The sequence below is a fragment of the Ralstonia sp. 22086 genome (assembly GCF_052045975.1).
Classification (GTDB): Bacteria; Pseudomonadota; Gammaproteobacteria; order Burkholderiales; family Burkholderiaceae; genus Ralstonia; species Ralstonia wenshanensis.
This window is the reverse complement of sequence record NZ_JBQEPZ010000001.1, coordinates 1,047,398-1,067,101: the sequence shown is the minus strand read 5'-3', so window position 1 is coordinate 1,067,101 and position 19,704 is coordinate 1,047,398. Positions and strand designations below refer to the sequence as shown.

Here is a 19,704-nt window from a genome sequence, read left to right as displayed (position 1 = left end):
ATACGTCTGTCGTTTTTGCGATGAGCTATGACTGGCGCGGCGTGAGGCGGCTCGACTGGCTCGTCTGCCATGCATGTCTTGCAGTGAGCCGAAGCGGCTAGGTCGATCCTTCCGCGGGGCAGGTCCCGCAGGCGCGTGTGCCGAAAAGAAAAAACCCCAACCGAGAACGGTTGGGGTTTTGCATTTGGTGGAGCCGGCGGGAATCGAACCCGCGTCCGCAAGCCCTCCACAGAGAGTTCTACATACTTAGTTCTGTCATTTGATTTAACCGCCGCATCGCGGACGAACACGCTCTACGACGGCGATTCACTAAGTTTTCGTCTCTAGGCCCGTGACTCACCTAGAGCTTATCTGACGTAAATGACCTCGCTAGTCTTTCGACCCTAGCCCGTCAGCGAGCCAGTGCGAGGACGGCGGCCCTTAGGCTGCCAGTGCGTAACGTTCGTCGTTAGCAGTTATTGCATTCCCATTGATTAACGAGGTGACGGGTCCTCGGTATGCCCTCACTGCTTCGCAACCCACGTCGAAACCAGGTCGGCCCCAGAGAAGAAGAGAATTATCCCACAGATGGGTTACTTCAGCGCGAAATCAACCCGTGTCGTCTTACCTTTGTCCTTGATGCCATCGGCACTGAGCTTGGGCGCTACCACGAAGAGACGTCCAGGCTCCACACGTTCTGCCAGCGCCACATGGACGGCGTTGGCACGGCGCTGGGCGAGTTCCCGCAGGTCAGCATCCGTCACTTGCACGTTGGTTTCCATCAGCTTGCGCATCTCGTCGGGCGGCAACGATTTCGCAAGCCCGATCACGTTGCGCGGTTTGGGGAACTTGGCGGCCTTGTAGGCGCGTTCAAGATACTTGTTTTCCTCTTCCGGCTTGACCGTTGTGTCTGCCTCAGCAGCGTCGCCGGCGTCCTTGAGCTTCTGCTCGCGAATCTGGCGATTTACCGCCTCCCGACGCAGGCCGTCGCGGTCGAACTCCGGATCGACGCGGCCGATGATGTCGACCTTCAGTGCCGGGCGGTCCTTCAGCGCAGTGGCGAGCTTGTCGAGCTTGGCCACCGATGCCTGGCTGATGTCCGACGTGCCCGGATCGAATTCGATGTAGCCGAGTTCTTCGCCGCCGCTGCCGCCGAACGCACTCGCCAGCAACGAGAACGGCGCCGTCACGGCACGTGCGATGAGGTTCACGAACGCGCGCAGGATGACGCCGCCGATGCTGAACTGCGGATCATCGAGCGAGCCTGACACCGGCACGCGCACGTCGATCTCGCCGCGCGAATTCTTCAGCAGCGCCACCGCCAGCCGCACGGGCAGATTGGTGGCGTCCTTGCTTTCTACGCGGTCGCCGAAGGTGAGCTGGTCGATAAAGATATGGTTGTCAGCGGTCAGCTTGCCCTGGTCGAGCAGGTAGTGCAGATCCATCGTCAGCTTGCCCTTGGTGATCGGGTAGCCGGCGTATTTGGCGGAGTAGGGCGTGAGGTTGGTCAGCTCTACGCCGTCGGCTTTGGCCGTCAGGTCCACGAAGGCCGTGGGGGCGAGCGGGTTGACCTTGCCGTGGATGTCCACCGGTGCCGTGCCGTCGACACTGCCGCGCAGTGTCACGTCGGCAGGGGTCTGGTTGGCGGCGGTGCTGATCGTACCAATGGAGCCGCCGATGGCCGTAAGGTTGGCGGTGTAGTTTGGTTTGACGAAGTTATCGGTGAAGCGGATGTTCCCGTCCTGCAGCGTGATGGCGTCAACGCGCAGGTCTGCGCCGCCGGCCTTGGGTGCGGGCGGGGTGGCTGTTACGGTGACAGCCGATGCAGGCGCCGCAGCAGGGGCCGAAGCTACCACGGGTGCAGCTGCCGGGGCGGAAGCTGTAGCGCCCGATGCCGATGCAGGTTCGCTCTGGGTCAGCGAGCGTCGCTCCTCGGTCGGCTGCACGCGGATATCTTGGAGGTTCAGGCGCCCATTCGGGTTGATGATGATCCGCGCGTAAAACGTCGATAGTGCCACCGCGCCCACACGCACATGCGGCGTAGCGCCGTCATAGTTGGCCTGGATGCGGTTGAGCGCGAGCGAGCGCCAGCGCAGGAAGTCGTCCGAACTCACGCGATCTTGCAGGCGCACGTTGCCCAGCGTCGCGTTGCCCTGGTAGTTCACAGTCAACGCCTTGCCCTGGTTGAGGACGAGGCGCCCGTCCATCGATAGCAACGCGCTGGTAATCGCCGCGTTCAACGACTTGTCCAGATACGGGTCGAAACCCGCGAGTGACAGGTTCTGCGAGTTTACGCGCAGGTCGGCCTTCAGCGGCTGCGGTACCACCTCGCCGCGTACATCGAGCTTGCCCTTGGTACCCAGCCCCGCACCAATCTGCACGTTGACGGGTTTGCCCAGGTCGGAGGAGGCGTTTTGCACGACCACGTTCAGCGGCTCGACACGTACCTTGACCGGGCGCGAATTGGATTGGTCTTCAAAGCCGACGGCACTGTTGTCCAGCTTCAGCGTTTGCACCGTCACAGCCCAGGGTTTTTCGGCCGGGGCGTTCGATTTTGCGCTGGACTTGGCCGGCGCCGCCGATTTGCCCGTTGTCGATTGCGGCCCATCGAGCAGCGTCAACGTGGTCGTACCGTCCTTCTTGCGCAGTGCGTCGATCTGCAGCCCGTCTGCGCGTACTTCGTTCAGTGCGATGGTGCGGGCGCTCAGGTCAAAGCTCTTTACATCCGCGCGCAGCAGCTTGGCGCGCAGCGCAGTGTCTTTGCCCGTGGATGGCGCCAGCGACAGATCGGCCAGGCTGGCGGTCAGCGGTTCCGCACGCACGTTGAATTTGTCAGGCCCGAAGTCGAGCGCCACCTTGCCGTCGGCCGACAGCGCGCCGTTCTGCAATTGCGGTGCGCCCGCCTGGCGCAGATACGGGCCGATGCCGGCCAGCTTCACGCCATCCAGTTTCAGCTCCAGCTCGCCGGTGCTTTTCTCCAGCAATATGCTGCCCTTAACATTGAGCGCGCCGCCTTGCGCCAGCTTGGCGCCCACATCAAGTGTGGTCGGGCCGCCCAACGTGCGCACGCCAAAGTCACCGTGGAGGTCTTCCAGTGTCAGGTCGGCAGCCGGCTGCGTGGTCGAATCTCGCCAATGGACTGTGCTGTTCGCCAGTTGCAGCTTGCTGACCACCACATCCAAGGGCTTCGGCTTGGCGGCCGGCGCAGGCTCTGCCTTGGCAGCATTCGCTTCGGCAGGTACGGGTTTGCCGCCGAGTTGCGCGAAATTGATCGCGCCATCTGTACCACGCGTGGCATCGACGCGTACGCCATCCAGCGTCAGCGTATCGAGGTGGAATACGTTGTCGAGCGGGCGCACGTCGGCAAGTGTTGCGCGCACCTGTTTGGCAGCCACCAGTGGCGCTTTCTTGGCATCCACCACTTCCAGGTTGTCGAGGCCGGCTGTGCCGTGCACGCGCAGTACCGGAGCACCGGCCTTCGGCTTCTGGAACTCGATCGTCAGATCGGTCGTCAGCTTGCCTTGCGGCACCGCCACCGGCAGTGGGCCGGGCACGTAGCCAAGGTAGCGGGGCAGATCGAGGCCATCGATCTTGACGTTGAGGTTGGATTCGAGCGAATCGGCAAATGGCTTTGTCTTGCCCGCAAAATGCAGCGGTGCGCCATCGATGCGCGCTGCCAGCAGCGGTTGCACGAAGATGTCCACATCGGCTGGCAGGCTCGCCAGGAAAGGCACACCGATTTGCAGGCCATCCACCTTGTGCTCCGTACCGAGCGGCTGGTCGACAAAATCGATCGCGCCGTTGGCCAACTGCAGATTGGCGAAGACGAAACGCGCCGGCTCGTTCGACTTGGGCTTGGGTGGGTTCTCCGGCTGGCTTAGCCTGTCGACGATGTCGGAGAAGTTGAAGCGCTGTTCGGCGGTGCGCACGATACGCACCTGCGGCGCCTCGATGCTGAGCTCTTCAATGACGGGCGCGCGGCGGAAGATCGAACTCCACGACGCGTTCACATGCAGATGGCCGACGTCGACGAACGGCGTCTTGCCGTCGCGCTCGGCAATGTGGAGCTGGTCAACATCAAGCCGCAGCGTGTATGGGTTGATGCTGATCTTGCCGACCGAAACCGGCCGTTCCAGCAGCGTACTGAGTTGCGTTTGTGCCAGGTGTCGCAGCAGCGGCGGGCCACCGAATGCGCCCAGCAGCCCGAATGCCACCAAGAAGATCAGCACGCCGATCGCGGTGCGCTTGGTGCGTCGCGATGTACCAACCTGAGCCGCGCGTTGCCAGCCTGCCGTACCGCGCACGCGATCAAGCCGCGCGCGCCAGCCATTGGTATTCGATTGCAGATCAGGGCGCGAATCGGGGGAGGTGCTCATGCTGGTGTCGGTCCGGCCATGGCGTGGCCTACTTCGTCAGTCGGTCGACCGCCACGTCCCCGATGGGAGGCGGCGGTCCTGAAAGGTGCGACGCCCAGGCATTCACCTGGGCATCGTGGTCAAGCGCGTTGCGATTCGAGCAACAGCGGAATCAGCTCGGCCGCGCTGGCAATCAGCGCATCGGCGCGCCATTCCACGGGCGATGGTCCATTACCACAATAGCCGTAACTGGCCGCAATGGTAGGCATGCCGGCAGCACGGCCGGCTTCGATATCGCGAAGGTCATCGCCCACGTAGACGATCTGCCGTGCATTGACGCCGATGGATTCGGCTGCATGCAGCAGAGGGGCGGGGTGGGGCTTGGCATGCGGCGTGGTGTCGCCCGCGACGACACAGGCTGGCGGCACCGGCAACGGCAACTGCGCAACCAGCGGAACCGTCAGGCGCCCCGACTTGTTGGTGACGATGCCCCAGGGAATGCCTGCGCGGCCCAGTTCCAGCAGCACGTCGGCCATGCCTGGAAACAACCGCGTGCGCACGCAGATCTCCGCCTCGTAGTTGGCGAGAAACGCCAGCCGTAGGGATTCGAATTCCGCATCCTCGGGCCCAACGCCGAACGCCACGCCAATCAGCCCGCGGGCACCATGCGAGGCAACCGGGCGGAGCGCTTCGTAGTCCACCGGTTCGAGGCCGCGGTCGGTGCGCACCTTGTTGGCCGCCGCGGCCAGATCAGGGGCCGTGTCAGCAAGCGTGCCGTCCAGGTCGAACAGCACCGCGCCCAGCGGATCGGGGAACTGGCGCACCGTCATGCCTCGGCCGGACGGCGCGTCGCCATCAGGTAGTTGACGCTGGTGTCCTGCGTAAGGGCGTAGCGGCCGGTGAGCGGGTTGTATTCCAGCCCGCGCATCTCTTGAGCCTGCAGCCCGGCCCCGCGTACGAACGCGCTCAGCTCTGAGGGGCGAATGAACTTGGCGTAATCATGCGTGCCGCGCGGCAGCATGTTGAGGACATACTCCGCGCCAATGACCGCCAGCAGATACGCCTTGGCGTTCCGGTGGATGGTCGAAAAAAATACGTAACCGCCTGGCTTCACCAATGTCGCGCACGCGCGAACAACGGATGCCGGATCCGGCACATGTTCGAGCATCTCCATGCAAGTAACGACATCGAAGCTACCCGGCTCGCGTGCGGCCAGCGCTTCCGCGGCGATCTCCTCGTAATCGACGGTAATGCCCGCCTCGAGGCTGTGCAGGTCTGCAACACGCAATGCTTTGCGGGACAGATCGATGCCTTTGACGTTAGCCCCGGCACGCGCCATGCTCTCTGAGAGGATGCCGCCGCCGCAACCGACGTCTACGACGCGTTTGCCAACCAGCGGCGCAATCGACTGAATCCAGTCAAGGCGCAGCGGATTGATTTCGTGGAGGGGTTTGAACTCGCTGTTCGGATCCCACCAGCGGTGGGCGAGTTCGCTGAATTTTTCGAGTTCGCCGGGATCGGCGTTCGCGTGAGTGGTCGTCATGTTGCGCTGCGCCAGGGCATATCGGCTAGGTGAGGAAATGTACCAAAAAGCATCGCCCCGACCAAATCATGGGGTTCGCAAAAAGGTTTCACATTGAAACAGAGGTGAACAAATGCGCATGCACTTCCTCCAACTGTCACCTTCGCTCAAGGAGAGATCAATGAAATCCAAACATATTCTGATGGGACTGGGTGTTGCGGGCCTGACAGTGCTGGCGGGCTGCGCCGCGCCCGGTTACGGCGGTGGCTATAACGGTGGGTATGCTCAGCAGCCCGCCTATGGCCAACAACCGGCTTATGGCGGGCAGCCGCAGCAAACGGGCGCCCTTTACGGCCGGGTCGAATCGATCCAGCCGATGCAGGCCCCGGCAAATAGCCCGGGCATTTTGGGCACGATCATCGGCGGCGTGGCCGGCGGCATTCTGGGTCATCAGGTTGGCGGCGGTACGGGCAACACAGTCGCGACTATTGGTGGCGCAGCACTCGGTGCCTATGCAGGCAACCAGGTCGAGCAGCGCGCCGGAGCGGGTGGCCAAACGGTGTACCGCATCACCGTGCGCCTGGACGATGGTCGCGTTGCCACCGTCACCCAGCGAAACCCGAACAATCTGCGCGTTGGCGATCGCGCCATGGTTGCTAACGACCAGGCGACACCTTCCTATCAATAAGAAGGGCGGCCACGAGAAGAGGGGCATCGGGTGCCCCAAACAAAAAAGCGATGGCGCATCTGGCGTCATCGCTTTTTTAGTGCCCTTTCCGCTGCAGCCCAGAGGAGGGCGTTTGCCGGTGTACAGGCGAAAAAAAGCCCAGCTTTCGCTGGGCTTTTTCCCGGTGTGAACCGAATTACTGAGCCTTGCGGGTGCCGACCACTTCGACGTCCACGCGGCGGTTCGGTTGCTGGCAGGCGATTTGTGCCTTGCGCGAACCCTTGCACGACTTCGGATCAACCTTCAGCTGGCGCTTGCCCTTGCCTTCCGTGTAGACACGGTTGGCTTCGATGCCCTTGCTGACCAGGTAGCCCTTGACGGCTTCAGCACGACGGACCGACAGGCGGTCGTTGTACTTGTCCGAGCCGAACGAGTCGGTGTGGCCAACGGCGATCACGACTTCCAGGTTGATGCCCTTCAGCTTCGAGACCAGGTCGTCCAGCTTGGCCTTGCCTTCCGGCTTCAGCACAGCCTTGTCGAAATCGAACAGGGTGTCAGCAGCGAACGTAACCTTTTCGCTCGACACAACCGGGGCAGCCGGAGCAGCCGGAGCAGCCGTCGGAGCAGCAGCCGGAGCCAGAGCGCCGTCGCACTGAGCGTTGGCGGTTGCCGGCGTCCAGAAGCCATTGCGCCAGCACAGTTCGTTCGTGCCGTTCTTCCAGACCCACTCGCTCGTGCCGTTACCCCAGTTGTCGTTGACGGCCTTCTTTTCGTAGGGCACCGACTGAGCGTAAGCGGACGCAGCCATGGCTACCGCAGCTGCAGCGAACGCGAGCTTGGCAAATTTTTTCATATTTCTCCTCTCAGGATGAGATCACCGCAGAAGACTGCGAGCAGATGGGACGAAAACAAGTCATACATTCTTCGGAGTATAACATTCTCGGTGTGGTGAAGGCTCCACTTCGAACAATGTCTGCCTCTTCGCTGGGGGATTGTGCCACAAGCACGCACTCCTAAAAAGCAAATATAAGCGATTCGAACGGGGCACCACGGCCTTGTGGTGTGTACGCAACAAGGCAGGAAATGGCTCGCAAACCCTTATGGGGACTGGCTCGCCGGTTTTGTCCTCGCTCGCAGGGAACGTGCCTGGGGTTGACGATGCGTCGCTCGCGCGTATGAGGGGAGGGGGCTTGCGGCATGGTAAAATGTTCTGTTATTCGCGCAACCGCAGCGTCCCGCTGTGGGCACCACTGTGCTCACTAGGGGACCTCCCACCGTTCGCCCAATGGATCAATTCGCCAAAGAGACACTCCCGGTATCGCTCGAAGAAGAAATGCGCAGCTCGTACCTCGCTTACGCCATGAGCGTGATCGTAGGTCGCGCCCTTCCAGATGTGCGGGATGGTCTCAAGCCGGTGCATCGTCGTGCGTTGTACTCGATGCACGAGCTGAACAACGACTGGAATCGCCCCTATAAGAAGTCCGCCCGTATCGTCGGGGATGTGATCGGTAAGTATCACCCCCACGGCGACACTGCTGTATACGACACCATCGTGCGGATGGCGCAGAACTTCTCTCTGCGCTACATGCTGGTCGACGGCCAAGGCAACTTCGGCTCGGTCGACGGCGACAACGCCGCGGCGATGCGTTACACCGAAATCCGCCTGTCGAAGATCGCCCACGAACTGCTGGCCGACCTCGACAAGGAAACGGTCAATTTCGAGCCGAACTACGACGGCTCCGAAACTGAACCATCGGTTCTGCCGGCTCGCATTCCCAACCTGCTGATCAACGGGTCGTCCGGGATCGCGGTGGGTATGGCGACGAACATTCCGCCGCACAATCTGAATGAAGTCGTCGATGGTTGCCTGCACTTGTTGCGCAACCCGGAAGCGACCGTCGACGAGCTGATCGAGCTGATTCCGGCGCCGGATTTCCCGACGGCGGGCATCATCTATGGCATTTCGGGCGTCCGTGAGGGCTATCGCACCGGCCGCGGCCGCGTGGTGATGCGCGCCAAGACGCACTTCGAGGATATCGATCGCGGCCAGCGCCAAGCGATCATCGTCGACGAGCTGCCGTATCAAGTTAACAAGCGCACGCTGCTCGAGCGTATTGCCGAGCTGGTCACCGAAAAGCGCATCGAAGGCATTTCCGACATTCGCGACGAGTCGGACAAGTCCGGCATGCGCGTGGTGATCGAACTCAAGCGCGGCGAAGTGCCGGAGGTTGTGCTCAACAACCTCTATAAGAATACGCAGCTGCAGGATACGTTCGGCATGAACATGGTGGCGCTGGTCGACGGCCAGCCGCGTCTGCTGAACTTGCGTCAGATGCTGGAGTGCTTCCTGCTGCACCGCCGCGAGGTGGTGACGCGCCGCACCGTATTTGATCTGCGCAAGGCGCGCGAGCGTGGTCACATCCTGGAAGGTCTGGCGGTTGCGCTGGCCAACATCGATGAGTTCATCGCAATCATCAAGGCTGCCCCGACCCCGCCGGTCGCCAAGGCTGAGTTGATGAACCGTAGCTGGGATTCGGGTCTTGTGCGCGACATGCTCGTTCGCGCGGAGAGCGAAACCTCCGGCGGCGGTGCTGCGTATCGCCCGGAAGGACTGTTGCCCGTCTTTGGTATGCAGGCCGATGGCCTGTACAAGCTGTCGGACACGCAAGCGCAGGAAATCCTGCAGATGCGCCTGCAACGCCTCACCGGGCTGGAACAGGACAAGATCGTCCAGGAATACCGCGAAGTGATGGCACAGATCGCCGATCTGCTGGACATCTTGGCGCGGCCAGAGCGCATTACCGCCATCATCGTCGAGGAACTCACCGCGATCCGCGCCGAGTTTGGTGATGAGCGTCGGTCGCAGATCGAGCACAATGCGACCGAGTTGGATACAGAAGACCTCATTACGCCGCAAGATCTCGTGGTGACGTTGTCACACAGCGGCTATATGAAGAGCCAGCCGATTTCCGAATACCGTGCGCAGAAGCGTGGCGGTCGTGGCAAGCAAGCTGCCGCGACGAAGGAAGACGACTGGATCGACACGCTATTTGTCGCCAACACGCACGACTACATCCTTTGCTTCTCGAATCGCGGCCGTCTGTATTGGCTCAAGGTCTGGGAGGTGCCGCAAGGCAGCCGTAACTCGCGCGGTCGTCCGATCGTCAATATGTTCCCGCTGTCGCCGGGCGAGAAGATCAACGTGATCCTTCCGGTGAAGCAGTTCGATGAGCAGCATTTCGTGTTCATGGCGACTTCCAAGGGGACAGTCAAGAAGACGGCGCTGACGGATTTCTCCAACCCGCGCAAGGCCGGCATCATCGCAGTGGATCTTGACGAGGGCGATTTCCTGATCGGCGCGGACATTACGGATGGTCAGCACGACGTGATGCTGTTCTCAGACGCTGGCAAGGCGGTGCGCTTCGATGAAAACGATGTGCGCCCGATGGGTCGCCAAGCGCGCGGCGTTCGCGGTATGAACCTGGAAGAGGGCCAGCAGGTGATTGCCATGCTGGTCGCGCCGGCAGAAACCGAGGGCGAAGGTGCCCAGTCGGTGGTCGGCAGTGTGCTGACTGCCACCGAAAACGGCTACGGCAAGCGCACGCCGATCTCCGAATACACCCGACATGGTCGCGGTACGAAAGGCATGATTGCCATCCAGACCTCGGAGCGTAACGGCAAGGTGGTGGCCGCCGCGCTGGTGGCGCCGGAAGACGAAATCATGCTGATCACGACGGGCGGTGTGCTGATTCGCACGCGCGTGGACGAGATCCGGGAAATGGGTCGCGCCACGCAGGGCGTCACGCTCATCTCAGTGGGTGAGGGCAACAAGCTGTCCGGGCTGCAACGTGTGATGGAGTCCGATGCTGAAGGCGCAGATGGTGTCGAAGGCACCGATGCGGCGGATGCCGCTCCCGGTGCCGATGCACAGGCGGATGACAGCAGCGAGACATAATTAGAAACATCTTTTGCTTGCCGTTAGGCGCAGTTCTGTCATGATGCCGGACCTGTGCGCGGCAAGGGCTTGGAACTTTTGCGTCACACGCCCGGCCTAAACGCAACGCTTATCTCAAGGGAGCAACAATGCACAAGAGTCTCAAACTCAAACATCTGATCGTGGTGGCCGGTTTCGCTCCGCTGTTTGCGTTCGCGCAGGCTGGCGACGCCGACAAGACGGCTGCCATCAAAGAGCTGCTGACGACGATGAACGTCGATGCAGCCATCAAGGGTCAGGGTGAAGTGTTGGCTAACGGCGCTAAGCAGGAAGCCCCGCTGGTGCTGGAGCAGGCACTGGTCGAGAACAAGACTCTGAACGACAAGCAGAAGCAAGCCGCTGTCGACAAGCTGAAGAAGAACGGCGCCGTGCAGCGCATGACGGACGGTGCTGGCAAGGACTTCGACACGGAAGCCTTCCGCAAGGATGCTCTGCAAGCTCACTATGATTCGCTGGGCAAGTACTACTCGACCCAGGAAATCAAGGACTTGACCACGTTCCTGAAGACGCCGAGCGGCCAGAAGTTCATGGCCAACCAGGGCAAGGCCATGCAGGAAGTGTGGGGCAACGTGATGCAGAAGTACGGTCCGCAAGTCGGCAAGAAGATGCGCGACATGGCTGACAAGGAAGTTGCCGCTGCTGCGAAGTAATTGCGCCGCATAGACGGACGATGGGGGCGCAATCCCCCTCGGGCTGTCAGTTGGTAGATAATGGCTGTTTGGGTTTGTGCCCAGACAGCCATTTTTCTTTTGCCCTTCGCCCTATGAACCAAGCGGATCGAGCCCTTCAAGCCAGCCAGGCGCGTGTGTACAACTTTTCGGCAGGCCCGGCGGTGTTGCCGCTCGAGGTGCTGGAACAGGCGAAAGAGGAGATGGTCTCCTGGCACGGCAGCGGCATGAGCGTGATGGAAATGAGCCATCGCGGCCGCGAATTCGAAAGCATCCTGGCAGCGGCGTTCGGCGATTTGCGGCAGTTGCTGGCGGTGCCCGACAACTACGAAATCCTCTTCCTGCAAGGGGGCGCCATCGCCGAGAACGCCATTGTGCCGCTGAACCTGATGCGTCGGCTGTCGGCGGATGCACCGAAGGCTGACTACGTCGTCACCGGCACGTGGTCGGTCAAGTCGCAGCAGGAAGCGCGCAAGTACGGCGAGGTGAACATCGCTGCAACCAGCGAGGCTGAGCGTTTCCACAAGATCCCGGACGTATCGAGCTGGAAGCTGTCGTCAGACGCGGCCTACGTGCACCTGTGCACGAACGAAACCATTGTTGGTGTCGAGTATCAGGAGACGCCGGACGTCGGCCAGGCGCACGGGCGTGTGGTGGTGTCTGACGTGTCGAGCCACATCCTCTCGCGGCCGATCGACTGGAACGGCTATCAGGTCCTGTACGGTGGCGCGCAGAAAAACATCGGCCCCGCTGGCTTGACGATTGCCATCGTGCGCAAAGACCTTCTCGGACACGCGCACCCGCTGTGCCCGTCGGCATTCAACTGGCGTCTCGTGGCCGAGAACGGCTCCATGTACAACACGCCGCCCACCTACGCCATCTACATCGCGGGGCTCGTGTTTCAGTGGATCAAGCGCCAGGGCGGGGTCGAGGCGCTGGAGACGCGCAACATCATCAAGTCGAAGATGCTGTACGACTTTATTGACGCCAGCAGCTTCTACCGCAACGAGATCCATCCGACGTGCCGGTCGCGCATGAACGTGCCGTTCTTCCTTAACGACGAATCCCGCAACGAGGCGTTCCTCACGCAGGCGCGCGAGCGCGGGTTGGTGCAGCTCAAGGGTCACAAGTCCGTGGGCGGCATGCGGGCGAGCATCTACAACGCGATGCCGCTGGAAGGTGTAGAGGCGCTGGTCGACTTCATGCGTGAGTTTGAGAGAGTGTCCGCGTAAGGCTGATCCTCGATCACGGCAGAACATTGCGCGAAGCGCCCGCTTCGCGCGGCAATTTGCAATCCGTTGCCGAACCCGATTCCTACAATGACCAGTCAGTCAGACGATACGAAGCAAAACAAGGACGCCGCATTGGCGGCGGAGCTTGCGCCGTTGCGCACGCAGATCGACGCCATCGACAATCAGCTGCTTACGCTGCTCTCGGACCGCGCCAGGGTGGCGCAGGAAGTGGGCGAGGTGAAGAAGCGCTATTCGTCGCCGGCGTTCCGGCCGGACCGCGAATTGCAGGTCATCCGCAAGATGCAGTCGGGCAATCAAGGGCCTCTGCACGACGAGAGCATCGCTGCCATCTGGCGCGAGGTGATGTCCGCTTGCCGTGGTCTGGAACAGGCCCTGCGCATCGGCTACCTCGGCCCGGCGGGCACGTTCTCGGAGCAGGCGGTAATCGCGCATTTCGGCCACGAGATCCAGCCGATGCCGTGCCCGAGCATCGACGAAGTGTTTCGTGCGGCAGAGTCCGGCACGGTCGATTGCGGTGTGGTGCCGGTCGAAAATTCGACGGAAGGCGTGGTGTCGCGCACGCTCGATCTGTTCTTGCAGACGTCGTTGAAGATCAGCGGCGAGATTGCGCTGCGAGTGCATCATAACTTGTTGCACAAGACGGGCGACATGTCGCAGGTGAAGGTGGTGCGCGCGCACGCGCAGGCGCTGGCGCAGTGCCAACGGTGGTTGAACACCAACTATCCGAATCTGCCGCGTGAGGCCGTGTCGAGCAACGCCGAGGCAGCGCGCATGGCGGGGGAGGACGAAACCGTCGCCGCGCTTGCAAGCGTGCAGGCGGCAAACCGCTACGGCCTGCACGTGGTGCGTGCCAATGTGGAAGACGATCCGCATAACCGCACGCGCTTTGTCGTGATCGGCAACTACGAGACGGAGCCGAGTGGACGCGATCAGACATCGTTGATCCTGTCGGTGCCGAACGAGGCCGGCGCTGTCTACAAGCTGCTGGCGCCGTTGGCGGAGAACGGCGTGTCGATGTGTCGCTTCGAGTCGCGCCCGGCGCGCAGTGGCGCGTGGGAGTACTACTTCTACGTCGATGTGGAAGGCCATCAGCGTGACCCGCAGGTAGCGCGCGCGCTGGAAAAGCTGCGTCACGACGCGGCGTATTTCAAAGTGTTGGGGTCCTATCCCTCGGCACATTGAGGGATTCAAGACGCTCTGCACGGGCAGGGCGTCGATAACAGAGGAGCACCCCATGTCTTTGCAGTTCGGCCCCGAGTATGTCCGTGCCATCGCCCCTTATGTGGCAGGCAAGCCGATTTCGGAAGTGGCACGCGAGTTCGGCCTCGATGCGGCGCGCATCGTCAAGCTGGCGTCCAACGAAAACCCGCTGGGCATGCCGCAGTCGGCCAAGAACGCGATGGCCTCGGCCATTGACGAACTGGCACGCTATCCGGACGCCAACGGCTTCAGCCTGAAGGCGGCGCTGCATGCCAAGTTTGGCGTGCCGGAAGCATGGATCACGCTCGGCAACGGCAGCAATGACATCCTCGAGCTGGCAGCTCGCGCGCTGGTATCACCGGGGCAGGCTGTGATGTATGCGCAGCACTCTTTTGCCGTGTATGCGCTGGCGGCGCAGGAGGTCGGCGCGCGCGCCATCGAGGTGCCGGCCCGCGATTACGGCCACGATCTCGACGCGATGGCCGCTGCAATCACGCCGGACACGCGCCTGATCTACATCGCCAACCCGAACAACCCGACTGGCTCGTTCCTCTCGGCCGATGACATTGCGGCGTTCCTCGCCAAGGTGCCGCCGACGGTCGTTGTCGTGCTGGACGAGGCGTACAACGAGTTCCTCAAACCGGAGCAGCAGTACGACTCCACGGCATGGGTGCGCCAGTATCCGAACCTGCTCGTGTCGCGGACGTTCTCCAAGGCTTACGGACTGGCAGGCTTGCGTGTCGGCTATGGCATTGCGCAGCCGCAGTTGACTGATCTGCTCAACCGCATCCGCCAGCCGTTCAACGTCAACAGCCTGGCGCAGGCCGCAGCTGTGGCGGCGCTCAATGACGCGCAATTCCTGCAGCAATCGGCTGAACTGAACGCCGCCGGCTACGTGCAGTTGACAGACGCATTCGATCGGTTGGGTCTTCAGTACGTGCCGTCCTCGGGCAATTTTGTGCTGGTGCGCGTGGGCGATGACACGGGCGCCGGTGCGCGCGTGAACGTTGCGTTGCTCAAGCAGGGCGTGATCGTGCGTCCGGTCGGCAACTACGGCTTGCCGCAGTGGCTGCGCATCAGCATCGGCTTGCCGGAAGAGAACGCCACATTCATCGACGCACTGGAGACGGTGCTGGCGCAGGAAAAAGCTGCCGCGTAACTTCCGTAGCAACCGCCGTAGCGCCCTGTTTCCGGCATCGGGCCCTGCGCACATCGGGCTACAATGCCGCTTTGCTTTTTTCTGGCAGGGCGGTGTTGTGGCCTCTTCTTTTTCGAGTTCCCGGTTGGTGATTGTCGGCGTCGGCCTTATTGGCGGTTCGCTGGCGCTGGGGTTGCGTCGTGCGGGTGTGGTTGGGCATGTCGTCGGCGTCGGGCGATCGGCCGCGTCGCTTGAGACGGCGGTCCGCCTGGGCGTGATCGACGAAGCCCTGCCGATGGAAGAGGCCGTGCGCGGTGCCGACATGGTCGTGCTGTGTGCACCGGTCGCGCAGACGCTGCCGTTGCTACTCGCGATGCAACCGCACCTGGGCCCGGACACCATCGTCACGGATGCCGGTAGCACCAAGTCCGACGTCATCATGGCGGCCAAGACGGCGCTGGGCGACCAGGTCAGCCAATTCGTGCCGGCCCATCCGATTGCCGGCCGTGAACTGAACGGCGTGGAGGCCGCGTTGGCCGATCTCTATGTCGGCAAAAAGACCGTGCTGTGCCCCCTGCAGGAAAACCGCCGCAGCGATGTTGCCCGTGTGCAGGCGATGTGGGAAGCCGCGGGCGCGCATTGCCACATCATGTCGGCCGTGCAGCACGATGCCGTGTTCGCCGCCGTTAGCCACCTGCCGCACGTGCTGTCGTACGCACTGGTCGCGCAGATCATCAATGCCGAAGACGGTGCACTCAAACTCGATTTTGCCGGCGGTGGTTTCCGCGACTTCACGCGCATCGCTGCATCGTCACCCGAAATGTGGCGAGACATCTGCCTGTCGAATCGCGAAGCGCTGTTGCGTGAACTCACCACCTACGAGGCGGTGATCGGCCGCATGAAAGCAATGATTGCAGAGCGCGACGGCGCAGCGCTTGAGCGCGTGTTCCGCCGGGCCAGCGAAGCGCGCCTCGCGTGGCCGCAACGGGTCGCACCCGGCAATGCTGCGGATGCGCAATCCGAATAACGTTTTGTTTTGAACTGAGTGGATTCATGGAACATCTCGACGTCGGCCCCCTGAAGACGGCGCGCGGCACCATCAAGCTGCCGGGCTCGAAGAGCATCTCCAACCGTGTGCTGCTGCTGGCCGCTCTCGCGCAGGGCGAGACGGTGGTGCGCGACCTGCTCGACTCCGACGACACGCGCGTCATGCTTGACGCGCTTGGCAAGCTGGGCGTCTCAGTCGAAGGCCTGGGTGACAACGCGTATCGTGTCACCGGCACCGGCGGTCGCTTTCCGAACAAGTCGGCCGATCTGTTTATGGGCAACGCCGGCACCGCTATCCGCCCGCTGACGGCCGCGCTGGCACTGCAAGGCGGCGAGTACACGCTGCACGGCGTGCCGCGCATGCACGAGCGGCCGATCGGGGACTTGGTCGACGGCCTGCGCCAAGTGGGCGCACGGATCGACTACACGGGCAATGAGGGCTATCCGCCGCTGGCGATCCACGCAGCGCAGGTCAAGATCGATGCACCGATTCGCGTGCGGGGCGATGTATCGAGTCAGTTCCTGACGGCATTGCTGATGGCGCTGCCGCTGGTCGAGTCTGTCGGCAATGTCGCCATCGAAGTGGTTGGCGAGCTGATTTCCAAGCCTTACATCGAGATCACGCTGAACCTGATGGCGCGCTTCGGCGTGCAGGTCGCGCGCGATGGCTGGGCGTCGTTCACCGTGCCGACCGGCGTGGCCTACAAGGCGCCGGGCGAGATCTTTGTGGAGGGCGATGCTTCGTCTGCGTCGTACTTCCTGGCCGCGGGCGCGCTTGGCGGCGGGCCGGTGCGTGTGGAAGGTGTCGGCATGTCCAGCATCCAGGGCGACGTCCGCTTTGCCGACGCACTGAACCGCATGGGCGCCAACGTCATGGCCGGCGGCAACTGGATCGAAGTGCGCGGCGTCGAGCGCGACGACGGCAAGCTGCACGCCGTCGAGTTGGATTGCAATCACATTCCCGATGCGGCAATGACGCTGGCGGTGGCAGCGCTGTTTGCCGACGGCACAACCACGCTGACCAACATTGCGAGCTGGCGCGTCAAGGAGACCGACCGGCTGAGCGCCATGGCCACCGAACTGCGCAAGCTGGGTGCCGAGGTAGAAGAGGGGGCAGACTACATTCGTGTGACGCCCCCGTCGCAATGGACTCTGCCCGCCGGCGGCATCGACACCTACGATGACCATCGCATGGCGATGGCTTTCTCGCTGGCCGCGTTTGGCCCGGTGCCGGTGCGCATCAACGACCCCCGCTGCGTCGCCAAGACGTTCCCGGAATATTTCACGGCGTTCAGCGGCATTACCGCTTGAACCGCAATTAACTGCCAGTCATCATCATGTCCGACACCGCTGCTTCCACGCCGTACCCGGTCATCACCATCGACGGTCCGACCGCATCCGGCAAGGGCACGGTCGCTCACCAGGTCGCGGATCTGCTCGGCTTTCATCTGCTGGATAGTGGGTCGCTGTACCGGTTGGTGGCGCTTGCCAGCATGCGCGAGAACATCGACGACCACGACGTCGAGAGCCTCGTACGTATCGCCCGCGAACTCGATGTGCGCTTCAAGGCAGATCACATCTGGCTCAAAGGCGAGGATGTGAGCTTGGCACTGCGGCATGAGTCCGTTGGCAACCAGGCTTCGGCCATCGCCGTGCATGGTGCGGTGCGGGAGGCGTTGCATGCACGTCAGCGTGCGTTCCTGGAAGCGCCTGGCCTCGTAGCCGACGGCCGTGATATGGGCACAGTGGTTTTCCCCGAAGCGGTGCTCAAGGTGTTCCTGACGGCAAGCGTGCAGGCACGCGCCGAGCGGCGCTATAAACAATTGATTGCAAAGGGTTTTTCTGCTACAGTGGAAAGTCTTTCGCAGGACTTGGAGGCGCGTGATTTGCGGGATCGCACCCGCAGTGTCGCGCCGCTGCGTCCGGCGCAAGATGCGCGGCAACTGGATTCGTCCGACATGACGGTCGATGAAGTGGTCGCGCAGGTACTGGACTGGTACCGCCAGGTGCAGGGCGCCAACAAGGCGAACTGACTCGGCTGAACTGGTTCGATCGGTGCCGGTGGCATGTCGCTGCCGGCGGTTGTTCAACTTATAACCCCGCATGCGTGTCTTCGCCATTCCGTGCGAAAGCAATGCGAGGCATGTTCTGCGGATGTCTATTTTTTATGTCCCAAACTAACGAATCTTTTGCCGCCCTGTTCGAAGAGTCGATCGCCAAGTCCAATATGAAGGCTGGCGAAGTGATCTCTGCGGAAGTTGTGCGTATCGACCACAACTTCGTCGTTGTGAACGCGGGCCTGAAGTCTGAAGCTTTTGTTCCGGTCGAAGAATTCCTGAACGATCAGGGCGAGCTGGAAGTGCAAGTCGGCGACTACGTTTCGGTCGCAATCGACGCGCTCGAAAACGGCTATGGCGACACCATCCTGTCGCGCGATAAGGCCAAGCGTCTGGCTTCGTGGCTGAACCTTGAAAAGGCACTGGAATCCGGCGAGATCATCTCCGGTACCGTGACTGGCAAGGTCAAGGGCGGCCTGACCGTCATGGTCAACGGTATTCGTGCATTCCTGCCGGGTTCGCTCGTCGACGTGCGTCCGATCAAGGACACCACGCCGTACGAAGGCAAGACCCTCGAATTCAAGGTCATCAAGCTGGACCGCAAGCGCAACAACGTTGTGCTGTCGCGCCGTGCCGTGGTTGAAGCCACGCTGGGCGAAGAGCGTCAGAAGCTGATGGAAACGCTCAAGGAAGGCGCGATCGTCAACGGTATCGTCAAGAACATCACCGACTACGGCGCGTTCGTGGATCTGGGTGGCATCGACGGTCTGCTGCACATCACCGACCTGGCATGGCGTCGTGTGCGTCACCCGAGCGAAGTGCTGTCGGTTGGCCAGGAAATCACCGCCAAGATCCTCAAGTTCGACCAAGAGAAGAACCGCGTCTCGCTGGGCGTCAAGCAGCTGGGCGAAGATCCGTGGGTCGGCATCTCGCGCCGCTACCCGCAAGGCACCCGTCTGTTCGGCAAGGTGACCAACCTGACCGATTACGGCGCGTTCGTCGAGATCGAAGCCGGTATTGAAGGCCTGGTCCACGTGTCGGAAATGGACTGGACCAACAAGAACGTGGCCCCGTCGAAGGTTGTCCAGCTGGGCGACGAAGTGGAAGTCATGGTTCTGGATATCGACGAAGACAAGCGTCGTATCAGCCTGGGCATGAAGCAGTGCAAGGCCAACCCGTGGGACGATTTCGCGCGTAACCAGAAGAAGGGCGACAAGCTGGCTGGCCAGATCAAGTCGATCACCGACTTTGGCGTGTTCATCGGTCTGCCGGGCGGCATCGACGGCCTGGTGCACCTGTCGGATCTGTCGTGGCAAGAGACGGGCGAAGAAGCTGTTCGCAAGTACAAGAAGGGCGACGAAGTGGAAGCCGTTGTGCTGGCCATCGACGTCGACAAGGAACGCATCTCGCTGGGTATCAAGCAACTGTCGGGCGACCCGTTCAACAACTTCATTTCGACCAACGACAAGGGTTCGATCGTGCAGGTCACGATCAAGGCCGTTGATCCGAAGGGTGCCGTGGTGCAGCTGGCTGACGACGTGGAAGGCTACCTGCGTGCCTCGGAAATCTCGAGCGACCGCGTGGAAGATGCCCGCAACGTGCTGAAGGAAGGCGAAACGATGACCGCGATGATCGTCAACATCGATCGCAAGTCGCGCAACATCAACGTCTCCATCAAGGCGAAGGACAGCGCCGACCAACAGGAAGCGATGCAGAAGTTCTCGGCGGATACCGGCGCAGCTGGTACCACGAACCTCGGCGCGCTGCTGAAGGCCAAGCTGAACGAAACCAATCAGTAAGCATCAACCGGGTCGACCCTAAAGA

General features: G+C 62.0%; 14 protein-coding genes and 1 other RNA gene. 10 read left to right on the top strand and 5 right to left on the bottom strand.

Translation table 11 applies throughout. The features are described 5' to 3' along the window. Positions 1 to 185 precede the first annotated feature (185 nt). The 4 genes from ssrA to ubiG form a co-directional block, all read right to left on the bottom strand. Positions 186 to 542, bottom strand: a transfer-messenger RNA (tmRNA) gene (gene ssrA / locus ACTJK6_RS04985). Positions 543 to 572: 30 nt separating this feature from the next. Continuing rightward, entirely contained in the window at positions 573 to 4,355 is a 3,783-nt protein-coding gene (locus ACTJK6_RS04980) for a DUF748 domain-containing protein (protein ID WP_440838449.1), read from the bottom strand. 119 nt (positions 4,356 to 4,474) lie between these two features. Further along, the gene (locus ACTJK6_RS04975) at positions 4,475 to 5,164 is read right to left on the bottom strand and encodes an HAD-IA family hydrolase (protein WP_440838448.1); all 690 of its coding nucleotides are present in this window, start codon (positions 5,162 to 5,164) and stop codon (positions 4,475 to 4,477) included. Next, the gene (ubiG, locus tag ACTJK6_RS04970) at positions 5,161 to 5,877 is read right to left on the bottom strand and encodes a bifunctional 2-polyprenyl-6-hydroxyphenol methylase/3-demethylubiquinol 3-O-methyltransferase UbiG (protein WP_316878084.1); all 717 of its coding nucleotides are present in this window, start codon (positions 5,875 to 5,877) and stop codon (positions 5,161 to 5,163) included. Before ubiG ends, ACTJK6_RS04975 begins: the two co-directional genes overlap by 4 nt. A 160-nt stretch (positions 5,878 to 6,037) precedes the next feature. On the opposite strand from ubiG, the gene ACTJK6_RS04965 reads away from it, so the two are divergent. Then, positions 6,038 to 6,544, top strand: a complete 507-nt coding sequence (locus tag ACTJK6_RS04965) for a glycine zipper 2TM domain-containing protein (protein WP_440838447.1) — start codon at positions 6,038 to 6,040, stop codon at positions 6,542 to 6,544. A gap of 175 nt (positions 6,545 to 6,719) precedes the next feature. On the opposite strand, the gene ompA is transcribed toward ACTJK6_RS04965, so the two are convergent. Then, entirely contained in the window at positions 6,720 to 7,376 is a 657-nt protein-coding gene (ompA, locus tag ACTJK6_RS04960; protein ID WP_232042283.1) for an outer membrane protein OmpA, read from the bottom strand. 432 nt (positions 7,377 to 7,808) lie between these two features. Here ompA and gyrA point away from each other — a divergent pair, with 432 nt between their 5' ends. From gyrA to rpsA, 9 genes are all read left to right on the top strand, one after another. Next, positions 7,809 to 10,478 (top strand): DNA gyrase subunit A, encoded by a 2,670-nt coding sequence (gyrA, locus tag ACTJK6_RS04955; RefSeq protein ID WP_260802817.1) that lies wholly within the window; start codon positions 7,809 to 7,811, stop codon positions 10,476 to 10,478. A 128-nt stretch (positions 10,479 to 10,606) separates the two neighbouring features. After that, positions 10,607 to 11,167 (top strand): DUF2059 domain-containing protein, encoded by a 561-nt coding sequence (locus ACTJK6_RS04950; protein ID WP_232042285.1) that lies wholly within the window; start codon positions 10,607 to 10,609, stop codon positions 11,165 to 11,167. 113 nt (positions 11,168 to 11,280) lie between these two features. Beyond that, complete coding sequence (gene serC, locus ACTJK6_RS04945) at positions 11,281 to 12,417, top strand: 3-phosphoserine/phosphohydroxythreonine transaminase (RefSeq protein ID WP_232042286.1); 1,137 nt, start codon at positions 11,281 to 11,283, stop codon at positions 12,415 to 12,417. 87 nt (positions 12,418 to 12,504) lie between these two features. Continuing rightward, positions 12,505 to 13,620, top strand: a complete 1,116-nt coding sequence (gene pheA / locus ACTJK6_RS04940) for a prephenate dehydratase (RefSeq protein ID WP_232042287.1) — start codon at positions 12,505 to 12,507, stop codon at positions 13,618 to 13,620. Positions 13,621 to 13,672: 52 nt separating this feature from the next. Next, positions 13,673 to 14,797: a histidinol-phosphate transaminase gene (hisC, locus tag ACTJK6_RS04935; protein WP_316868613.1), complete on the top strand. Its 1,125-nt coding sequence runs from the start codon at positions 13,673 to 13,675 to the stop codon at positions 14,795 to 14,797. A gap of 97 nt (positions 14,798 to 14,894) precedes the next feature. Continuing rightward, positions 14,895 to 15,803: a prephenate dehydrogenase gene (locus tag ACTJK6_RS04930; RefSeq protein WP_232042289.1), complete on the top strand. Its 909-nt coding sequence runs from the start codon at positions 14,895 to 14,897 to the stop codon at positions 15,801 to 15,803. 26 nt (positions 15,804 to 15,829) lie between these two features. After that, the gene (gene aroA, locus ACTJK6_RS04925; RefSeq protein WP_316868617.1) at positions 15,830 to 17,134 is read left to right on the top strand and encodes a 3-phosphoshikimate 1-carboxyvinyltransferase; all 1,305 of its coding nucleotides are present in this window, start codon (positions 15,830 to 15,832) and stop codon (positions 17,132 to 17,134) included. Between the two features lie 26 nt (positions 17,135 to 17,160). Next, positions 17,161 to 17,856, top strand: a complete 696-nt coding sequence (gene cmk / locus ACTJK6_RS04920) for a (d)CMP kinase (protein ID WP_260802812.1) — start codon at positions 17,161 to 17,163, stop codon at positions 17,854 to 17,856. 134 nt (positions 17,857 to 17,990) lie between these two features. Beyond that, positions 17,991 to 19,679: a 30S ribosomal protein S1 gene (gene rpsA, locus ACTJK6_RS04915; protein ID WP_004629196.1), complete on the top strand. Its 1,689-nt coding sequence runs from the start codon at positions 17,991 to 17,993 to the stop codon at positions 19,677 to 19,679. Positions 19,680 to 19,704 lie beyond the last annotated feature (25 nt).